General features: G+C 69.1%; 11 protein-coding genes. All 11 read left to right on the top strand.

The features are described 5' to 3' along the window. Positions 1-115: 115 nt before the first annotated feature. A complete protein-coding gene (locus tag VGT06_05060; protein ID HEV8662500.1) occupies positions 116-694 on the top strand; it encodes a hypothetical protein in 579 nt (192 codons plus the stop codon). Positions 695-746: 52 nt separating this feature from the next. Then, positions 747-2,012 carry an AMP-binding protein gene (locus tag VGT06_05055; protein HEV8662499.1) on the top strand — a complete coding sequence of 422 codons (1,266 nt, stop codon included), beginning with the start codon at positions 747-749 and terminating at the stop codon, positions 2,010-2,012. Between the two features lie 199 nt (positions 2,013-2,211). Then, positions 2,212-3,456: an ABC transporter substrate-binding protein gene (locus VGT06_05050; GenBank protein ID HEV8662498.1), complete on the top strand. Its 1,245-nt coding sequence runs from the start codon at positions 2,212-2,214 to the stop codon at positions 3,454-3,456. A 64-nt stretch (positions 3,457-3,520) separates the two neighbouring features. Then, positions 3,521-4,417 (top strand): branched-chain amino acid ABC transporter permease, encoded by an 897-nt coding sequence (locus tag VGT06_05045; GenBank protein ID HEV8662497.1) that lies wholly within the window; start codon positions 3,521-3,523, stop codon positions 4,415-4,417. 4 nt (positions 4,418-4,421) lie between these two features. Then, positions 4,422-5,447, top strand: a complete 1,026-nt coding sequence (locus VGT06_05040; GenBank protein HEV8662496.1) for a branched-chain amino acid ABC transporter permease — start codon at positions 4,422-4,424, stop codon at positions 5,445-5,447. Beyond that, on the top strand, positions 5,389-6,147 hold the full coding sequence (locus tag VGT06_05035) for an ABC transporter ATP-binding protein (GenBank protein HEV8662495.1): 759 nt from the start codon (positions 5,389-5,391) through the stop codon (positions 6,145-6,147). Before VGT06_05040 ends, VGT06_05035 begins: the two co-directional genes overlap by 59 nt. Further along, the gene (locus VGT06_05030; protein HEV8662494.1) at positions 6,134-6,823 is read left to right on the top strand and encodes an ABC transporter ATP-binding protein; all 690 of its coding nucleotides are present in this window, start codon (positions 6,134-6,136) and stop codon (positions 6,821-6,823) included. The genes VGT06_05035 and VGT06_05030 overlap by 14 nt, the downstream gene beginning before the upstream one ends. Before the next feature lie 43 nt (positions 6,824-6,866). Further along, a complete protein-coding gene (locus VGT06_05025) occupies positions 6,867-7,691 on the top strand; it encodes an amidohydrolase family protein (GenBank protein HEV8662493.1) in 825 nt (274 codons plus the stop codon). Positions 7,692-7,706: 15 nt separating this feature from the next. Beyond that, the gene (locus VGT06_05020; GenBank protein HEV8662492.1) at positions 7,707-8,144 is read left to right on the top strand and encodes a carbon monoxide dehydrogenase subunit G; all 438 of its coding nucleotides are present in this window, start codon (positions 7,707-7,709) and stop codon (positions 8,142-8,144) included. Positions 8,145-8,211: 67 nt separating this feature from the next. Then, positions 8,212-8,640, top strand: coding sequence for a DUF6529 family protein (locus VGT06_05015; GenBank protein HEV8662491.1), 429 nt, complete (start codon positions 8,212-8,214; stop codon positions 8,638-8,640). 101 nt (positions 8,641-8,741) lie between these two features. Continuing rightward, positions 8,742-8,881, top strand: a 140-nt coding sequence (locus tag VGT06_05010) for a 3,4-dihydroxy-2-butanone-4-phosphate synthase (GenBank protein ID HEV8662490.1), incomplete at its 3' end; no start/stop codon positions are given.

Here is an 8,881-nt window from a genome sequence, read left to right as displayed (position 1 = left end):
GTCCGGCCGCCTCCTCCCTCGGGCCTCGTGATGCTCGTCATTTGGCCCGGCACGGGAGGCGTCGAGGGACAATTCGTTGGAGTCACACTCGCTCCAGCCAGGAAAAGGGGGGACCATGATGCGACGTGCGCTCCTCGCAGGGGGTCTGATGGCGGTGGCGGGACTCGGCGGCCTCTCCGGCTGCGCGAGCATGTCACCGACGGCGGGGGGACCGGCCCAGCCGCCAAAGGTCGAATTGCAGCGGGTGGAGATCGCCCACTACTGGCCCTTCTACCTCGATACGAAGGAACGCCGCGGCAGCCCGCTCGACCTGGCCTTCATCTTCGGCGTCGAGAATCCCAACGACACGGTCCTCACGCTGGAAGAGCTCCGGTTCACCATCGCCTTCGAGCCCGGGTTCGAGGTGAACACCGTCTCCGTCTACGAGAACATGTCCATCCCGCCGCGGACCACGAACCAGCTCCGCGTCCACGCGGCCTTCGACGCGTATACCACCCTCCTGAGCCTCGTGGTGACGGGCGGCTTCCGCCTGCAGCAGGCGGGGGTCAAGGCGCCCGATCAGTTGAAGGAGTGGTGGGAGAAGGTCTCGGACTTCGGGTTCGAGATCGCGGTCACCAACGGGACGGCGGTCTTCCGCAACGGCGACGGGACGGAGGCCCTTGCCTACTTCCAGGGGACTTTCCCGAAGAAGTAGCCGGCGCGGACGTGGGATTCTCGGCCCTGGAGCGAACGCCGGGGGCAGAGGCGTGAGGCGGCGCGGTCCCTTCCTCGACAAACCCCAGGAGACCCGCGCGCCCACCCGGCGGGCCGCGGCGCAGATGCGGGCGCTCCGCCATCTCCTGCCGCAGGCGCTCCGGGCACCGGCGATGCGCGCCCGGTTCGCCCGAGCCGGCCTGAAGCGGGGAGCCGTCCGGAGTCTCGAGGACCTGACGGCCATTCCGATCCTCCGGAAGATCGACCTCCCGGCGCTCCAGGAACAGGTCCCTCCCTTCGCGGGCCTCCTCCCCCTCCCGCTCAAGCGCCTCGCCCGGATCTATCTTTCGCCTGGACCGATCCTGGACCCCGAGGGGGATGTGGCGGACTACTGGCGCTTTGCCCGGGCGCTGGTGGCGGCCGGGTTCCGCAAGGGGGATCTGGTCCAGAACACCTTCGCCTACCACCTGACGCCGGCCGGCATGATGCTGGACCTGGGTCTGCGTCGCATCGGGTGTGTCGTCCTGCCGGCCGGGGTGGGGAACACCGACACCCAGGTGGACCTCCTCCGACGCCTCGGCGTCACGGGCTACGTGGGCACGCCGGGCTTTCTCCTCACCCTCCTGGGGAAGGCCCGCGAGCGCGGGGCCGATCCGAAGCGCGACCTCCGGCTGCGGGTAGCGCTCGTTTCGGGGGGGATTCTCTCGGAGAGCCTCCGGAGGACGCTCCGGGAGGATTTCGGCGTGACCGTCCGCCAGGCCTACGCCTCTGCGGATCTGGGCTGCATCGCCTACGAGTGCAGCGCCCAGGACGGGATGCACCTGGACGAGGCGGTGCTCGTCCAGGTCTGCGATCCGCGCACCGGCCGCCCTGTCCCCGACGGCGAGCCGGGCGAGGTGGTTGCCACTGCCCTGAACCCCGTCTATCCCCTCATCCGCTTCGGGACGGGAGATCTCTCGGTTCTGGTCCGCACCCGGTGCCCCTGCGGCCGGACGGCCCCCCGCCTGACCCGGATCCTCGGCCGCGTGGACGAGGTCCCGAAGATCCGGGGGATGTTCGTGCACCCCCGGCAGGTGGAGGAGGCGCTGGCCGTCTTCCCCGAAGTGATCCGGTTCCAGATGGTGGTCAGCCAGAAGGACCACGATGACATCCTGACCGTCAAGGCGGCGGTAGCCGGTCCGGCCCCCCCGGGGCTGGCCGACCGGATCGCGTACGCTGTCCGGGAGAAGGTCAAGCTCCGGGCAGCGGCAGAGGTGGTGGACCCCGCCGCTTTGCCGGAGGGAGCCAAGCGGGTGGTGGACCTTCGGCGATGGGAGTAGCGGGCCGGGCAAATGCCGCTTGACAACCCCGGGGTTCGTTGTTAGAAGCGGAGCAATTCCGCGCCAATTCTCGACGTTTCCGCCGTTCTTTCCGCCAGGGGGCGCTGACCTGGGAGTGGCCCTCGCCGGCGAGGAGGGAATCATGAGGACCGGCTTTTCGCGTCGGGATTTCCTACGGCATTTGGGAGGAGCTGCTGCCGTGGCCGCCGGCGGATCCTTCTTCTCGACCCGACGCGCCTGGGGAGCGGCACCGCCCATCAAGGTCGGCCTGATCATGTCCTTCTCGGGCGTCGTGGCCGCCTGGGGAGCGGCGGGCCGGATGGGCGCCTTCATGGCGGCGGACGAGATCAACCAGGCGGGGGGCGTCCTGGGCCGTCCCTTGGAGTTCAAGCTCGAGGACGATACCTCCACCAACGCCGCCATCGCCGTCCAGAAGGCACGCAAGCTCGTCTTCGACTGGGGGGCCGACTTCCTCATCGGGTTCAACTCCAGCGGAACGGCCCTCGCCGTCGTCCCGATTCTCCCCGAACTCAAGCGCATCCTGATCGTCCCCTGCGCTGCCTCCCCCCGGATCACCACCGAAGTCTGGAACAAGTACTGCTTCCGGAACCACGTGCACAGCAACCAGAAGGGGGCGGCGGGGGCGGCCATCGCGGCCACGCTCCCGTACACCAAGTGGACCGTGATCGGGCCGGACTACGCCTATGGCCACGACTCCTGGGGGGCTTTCGCGACGCACCTCGTGCAGAAAAAGCCGAGCGTGCAGATCATGAGCACCCAGGCCTGGCCGAAGTTCGCGGCCGGGGCGTACGATAGCTACATCACCCGGATCCTGGACGCCAAGCCCGAGGCCGTGTACAGCCCGTTGTGGGGTGACGACTTCGTCACTTTTGTGAAGCAGGCGAACCGCCACGACTTCTTCAAGAAGGTGGGCGCCTTCTTTACCCCCGCCGGCCTGGCGATGGACGCCTTCTACGCCCTCCGCAAGGAGGTCCCGAAGGGGATCTACACCTGCGCCCACGGCTACTGGTTCGAGCATCCCGATACCGCCCGCAACAAGAAGTGGGTGGAGGCATTCGTCAGCAAGTGGGGCGAGCTCCCGCACGTGACCGCCCACGAGACCTACTCGGCGGTCTACTACCTCAAGGCCGCGATCGAGAAGGCCGGGACGACCGACACGGAAGCGGTCATCATCGCCCTGGAAGGGTTGGAGCAGGACTCCCCCTCCTACCGGAAGGTGATCCGGAAGGAGGACCACCAGGTCATCACCGACGTCCCCTGGGGGAAGACGCAGGACGCCCCGGGCCTGATCCCCATCGAGAGCCGGGTGGGCGATATCGTCCTGGCAAAGGGCGAGGAGGTCGCCGAGCCCCTCGACCAGGTGCTGAAGCGGCGGAAGGAGGGCGGGACGCCGCCGTGGATGCAGTACATCATCAAGAGCTGACGGTGCCCGCGGCACCGCGACCGCCCACAGGGGCTCCCGCAGGGGAGCCCCTTGGTTTCTTCGCATGAGCATCGCCGAGGACATCGCGATGATGCGTGCCGACTCCTTCGTGGCCTACGTGCTCAACGGGTTGGTCCAGGCCTCCTGCCTTTTCCTGCTGGCCTCGGGGCTCACGCTCATCTTCGGTGTCCTGCGGATCCTGAACTTCGCGCACGCCGCCCTCTTCATGCTCGCTGCCTACCTCGCCGCCCAGGTGATCACCTCCACCGGGAGCTTCTGGCTGGCGCTCGTTCTGGTCCCGGCAGTGATGGCCCTGGTGGGGGCGGCCCTGGAGCGCGCGCTCCTGCGACGGGTGTACGATGTCCCGGTCCCCTACCAGCTCCTGCTGACGTTCGGCGTGATCCTGGTCATCAAGGACCTCATCAAGCTCACCTGGGGAACCGCCTCGCGGACGATCGCCGAGCCCCCCGCCCTGCGGGGAGCCACCTCCGTCCTGGGCCGGGACTACCCCCTCTATAACCTCTTCTACATCGCGATTATTGCCGTGGTGGCCGTAGGCCTCTGGGTCTTCCTCCACCACACGCAGTTCGGGAAGCGGATTCAGGCCGCGGCAGCCGACCGGGAGATGGCCAGCGCGATGGGCATCAACGTCCCGGGGATCTACACGGCGGTCTGCGCCGCCGGGACAGCGCTGGCGGCTCTGCTCGGCGTCTTCCACGGCCCGATGATGAACATCCACCTGGACGTGGACCATCAGTACATCGTGGAGGCCTTCGCGGTGGTCGTCATCGGCGGCCTCGGGAGCGTGCCGGGGGCCCTGGTCGGCTCGCTGCTCGTCGGGATGCTGGACTCCTTCGGGATCCTGCTGATCCCGCGGTTCCAGATGGCCTTCATCTACATGGTGATGGCCGCGGTCCTGATCGTCCGCCCCCAGGGCCTGTTCGGGCCCCGGGAGGGCTAGGGCCATGCCCCCGGCCCGCAGGGCTGCGCTGGGCCTCTTCCTCTCGGCGGGCGCGCTCGCGCTCGTCCCGCTCCTGGCCTCCCCCTTCCGCCTCCTCTTCGTCACGGAGATCCTGATTTTCTCCCTGTACGCCCTGGCCTTCAATCTCCTGTTCGGCATCACCGGCCTCCTCTCCTTCGGCCACTCGGCCTACTACGGGGTGGGAGGCTACGTGGCGGCCCTCGCCCTCATCCACGGCTGGACCGGCCTCCCCGGCGCTCTGATCCTGGGCATGGGGGCGGCGGCGCTCACCGGGCTTCTGATCGGATACTTCTGCGTCCGGCTGGATGAGATCTACTTCGCCATGCTCACGCTCGCTTTCTCCCAGATGCTCTTCGCCATCGCCTGGCAGTGGACGGAGGTGACGGGAGGAAGCGACGGGATCCTGGGGGTCCCGCGCCCGCCGCTGCGCCTCTTCGGGGCGACCGTCGATCTGGAATCCCCCGCGGCCTTCTACGGTCTGGTCGCGGTGGTGGTCTTCGGAGCCGTCCTCGTCCTGTGGACGGTGGTCACCTCCCCCTTCGGCGAGGCGCTCCGGGCCATCCGAGAGAACCCGGAGCGGGCGGCGTTCATCGGCATCCCGCTCCGCCGGTACCGGCTGGCCGCCTTCGTCCTCTCGGCGGCCTTCGCCGGCCTAGCCGGGGCCCTCGTGGCCCCCTTTGGCCGGACCGCCTCCCCCGAGCTCCTGTTCTGGACGAAGTCGGCCGAGCCGGTCCTGATGAGCCTCCTCGGAGGGATCAAGGTCTTCCTGGGACCCCTGGTGGGCGTCGTGGTGTACCTCTGGCTGCGGGACCTCATCTCCTCGTACCTGGTGGACTACTGGATGCTGGTGATGGGCGGGGTCGTCATTGCCCTGGTCCTCTTCTTCCGGGGCGGGATCGCGGGGGCGGCGCAAGGATGGTGGGCGGCGCGCCTCCGCCGGGTCGCAACCGATGGCGTTCCTCGAGACGAGCGGCTTGACGAAGGCGTTCGGCCGTATGGTGGCCGTTGACCACGTGGACCTGACCGTCCGCGCGGGCGAGCTGACGGCGATCATCGGGCCCAACGGCGCCGGGAAGACGACTTTCTTCAACGTGGTCACCGGGAAGCTCCGGCCCACCGCAGGGCGCGTCCGGATTCAGGGCGACGACATCACCGGCTTGCCGCCGCACGCGGTCGTCCGGCGGGGGATCGGGCGGTCCTTCCAGGTCACGAACCTCTTCCCGGGACTGTCCGTCCTCGACAGCGTCCGGGTGGCAGTGCTCAGCCAGAGGGGGCTCACGGGGCGAATCCTCCCGTCGCGCGCCCGGGCGCGCGCGGCCCAGGAGGAAGCCGAGCGGCTGCTCCAGGAGCTGGGCCTCGAGAGGCATGGGCACCATCCGTGCGGGACCCTCTCCCACGCCGACCAGCGCGCCGTGGAAATCGGGCTGGCGCTGGCGGCGCGGCCGCGCCTCCTGCTCCTCGACGAGCCCACGGCCGGGATGGGGCCGGAGGAGACGGCGGCGATGGTCGGGCTGATGCAGCGGCTGGCGCGCCGCGACGGTCTCACGGTGCTCCTGGTGGAGCACGACATGCGCGTGGTGTTCGCCCTGGCCGAGCGGATCGTGGTGATGCACCAGGGGCGGATCATCGCGGACGGACCGCCGGCGGCCGTCCGGGAGGACGCGGGCGTGCGGAAGGCTTACCTGGGAGAGCCTGGTGCTCGAGGTTGAAGAGGTCCATGCCTTCTACGGAACAAGCCACGTCCTGCAAGGGGTGAGCCTGACCGTGCGGGAGGGGGAGGTGGTGTGCCTTCTCGGGCGCAACGGCGCGGGGAAGACGACTACGCTCAGGAGCATCATCGGCCTGACGCCGCCGCGGCGGGGCGGGATCCGGTTCCTGGGCCGCGAGATCGCCGGGGTGCACCCGTACCGGGTCGCCCGGCTGGGGGTGGGCTACGTGGATCAGGCGCGGCGGATCTTCCCCGGGCTCAGCGTGGACGACAACCTGGGCGTCGCCCAGAGCGGCCGGGCCGGCCCCTGGACGAAGCCGGAGGTCTACCGCCTCTTCCCGGAACTCACGCCCCTCCGGTTCCGCCTGGGTCGCCACCTGAGCGGCGGCGAGCAGCAGATGCTGGCCATCGGGCGCGCCCTGATGAGCAACCCGCTCCTGCTCCTGTGCGATGAGCCATCCGAGGGCCTGGCCCCCCTCCTGGTCCGGCGCCTGGGGGAGCTGCTGCGGGAGGTCGCGGGGCGGGGCCTGGCCGTCCTCCTCGCCGAGCAGAACCTTCCATTCGCCCTGGACCTGGCCCGCCGGGGATACGTCATCGAGAAAGGCCGGATCCGCCTGGAGGGCCCGACCGACGCGCTGCGACAGGAGGAGGTCGTGAGCCGCCACCTCGCCCTGTAAGGGGGCTCGGACGCCCGGCGGATGCCCCCCGAGGAGGAACGTCATGCCCGTCGTAGATTTTCACATGCACATGGCCTACTACCACTCCTACACCCCCGGCTTCGTCGAGTTTCTGATGCAACAGCGGCGGGAGACCCCCGAGGAGATCGTCGCGAAGTACGGGACCCCGGAGAAGCTCCTGGCCTACCTCGACGAGAGCGGGGTGGATTTTGCCGTCCTGCTCGCCGAGATGAGCCCCATCACCACCGGCACCATCGACAGCGACTACGTGGCGGCCTTCTGCCGCGGGAACCGACGGCTCATCCCCTTCGCGAGCGTGAACCCCCGGACGGCCCCGGATCCGGTCAAGGAGCTGCGGCGGGCCGTGACCGTCCTCGGCTGCCGCGGGCTCAAGCTGTACCCGACCTACCAGATGTTCTTTCCCAACGACCCCATGGTCTACCCCGTGTACGCCGCGTGCCAGGAGCTCGGCATCCCGGTCATGCTGCACACCGGCTCCTCCGTCTTCCCGGGCTCTCGCCTGAAGTACGGGGATCCGCTCTTCCTCGATGACGTGGCGGTGGACTTCCCCGACTTGTCCATTGTTCTGGCCCATTGCGGGCGGCCCTTCTGGTACGATCGCGCCTTCGCCCTGGCGCGCCTCCACAAAAATATCTCCCTGGACGTTGCCGGCCTGCCGCCCCAGAAGCTCCCCATGTATTTCCCGGAGTTCGAGCGGCTGGCCGATCAGTGGGTCTTCGGCTCGGACTGGCCCGGGGTCCCGGACATCCGGAAGAACATCGAGATCATCCGGGGCCTCCCCTGGAGCGAGGGCACGAAGGAGAAGCTCCTCTACGGGAACGCGGCCCGCCTCCTGCGGCTCGGCTGATCTCGGAGTCCCCGGATGAAACTGCAAGCGAGCTACACCCTCCCGGTGCCCCGCCAGCGGCTCTGGGACCTCTTGCTCACCCCCGAGGAGCTGCAGCAATGCCTGCCGGGCTGCGAGCGGCTGACCCGGGTTGCGCCCGACACTTTCGAGGCAACCCTCACGATCGGTGCGGCCGCGGTGAAGGGAACCTACACCGGCCGCCTCCAGATCCTGGACCAGGACCCCCCCTCGCGCTGCCGGCTCCAGGTCGAGGGAAGCGGGAACCCGGGGTTCCTGCGGGGGGAGGCCCTCGTTCGCCTGGGCGAGGACCCGTCCGGGACCGCCTTCAGCATCGACGCCGAGGTGCAGGTGGGCGGCCTCATCGCCAGCGTGGGACAGCGGATGCTCGCCGGCGTGGGCCGGATGCTGCTGGGAGAGTTCATCAAGCGGATCGAAGCGCATCTCAGCCGATGAGGTGGTCCGTCCGGGGGAGGCCGAGTCCTCCCCGGTCGGAAGCCCGCAGGGGGCAGGAGAGGGGCGGATGGATTTCGTCTTCTGGAAGAGTGTGGCCACGACGGCGGTCTTTGTCCTGGCCCTCGGCAACGTCCTGACGATCCTCCAGGTGCTGGGCAAGCACCAGCTTCTCCCGCTGAGCCCGATGGCCCTCTCCCGGTGGCATCGCGTCCAGGGGGACGCGGCCCTCGTGATCTTTTTCGGCGTGGCCTACTATTGCCTGACCGAAGCCACCGTGGATCCGCACTCCCGGCGGGTCTTTGCCCACGTGGTCCTGGGATGGCTCACGCTCTTGCTGGTCGCGGCAAAGGTCGCGACGAGCCGGTGGCTGCCTCGCCTCGGCCGTCTCCTGAATCCCCTGGGGGTGGCCCTCTTCCTCGCCACCGCGGGCACCTTCGCCACGTCCGCCCTCTGGTACTGGCTTGCGGAGCTCTGGGGCATCGACATCCGCTACTGAGGCGGGCGGGCATCGCGCCATCCGGGTAGGGCAGGGGCGGCACCTGGTGTAGAATGCTCCGAGAGGCCCCTGCGGGCCCTGCAGAAAGGGGAAAGTCGGGGATGCCCTTCGCCACGGTCGAGGACGCGCTCGCCGCCATCCGGGCGGGCCGGATGGTCATCGTCGTGGACGACGAGGACCGGGAGAACGAGGGGGACCTCACGCTCGCCGCCGAGCGGGTCACCCCCGAGGCGGTGAACTT

This window comes from Candidatus Methylomirabilis sp., from assembly GCA_036000645.1.
In the GTDB taxonomy this organism is placed as follows: Bacteria; Methylomirabilota; Methylomirabilia; order Methylomirabilales; family JACPAU01; genus JACPAU01.
This window is presented reverse-complemented; position numbering and strand designations above follow the sequence as displayed.

Excerpts from the sequence above, each read along its gene's own strand:
- VGT06_05060 (HEV8662500.1), top strand. The coding sequence starts at position 116 with ATGATGCGACGTGCGCTCCTCGCAGGGGGTCTGATGGCGGTGGCGGGA.
- VGT06_05045 (HEV8662497.1), top strand. The coding sequence starts at position 3,521 with ATGAGCATCGCCGAGGACATCGCGATGATGCGTGCCGACTCCTTCGTG.
- VGT06_05040 (HEV8662496.1), top strand. The coding sequence starts at position 4,422 with ATGCCCCCGGCCCGCAGGGCTGCGCTGGGCCTCTTCCTCTCGGCGGGC.
- VGT06_05035 (HEV8662495.1), top strand. The coding sequence starts at position 5,389 with ATGGCGTTCCTCGAGACGAGCGGCTTGACGAAGGCGTTCGGCCGTATG.
- VGT06_05025 (HEV8662493.1), top strand. The coding sequence starts at position 6,867 with ATGCCCGTCGTAGATTTTCACATGCACATGGCCTACTACCACTCCTAC.
- VGT06_05020 (HEV8662492.1), top strand. The coding sequence starts at position 7,707 with ATGAAACTGCAAGCGAGCTACACCCTCCCGGTGCCCCGCCAGCGGCTC.
- VGT06_05015 (HEV8662491.1), top strand. The coding sequence starts at position 8,212 with ATGGATTTCGTCTTCTGGAAGAGTGTGGCCACGACGGCGGTCTTTGTC.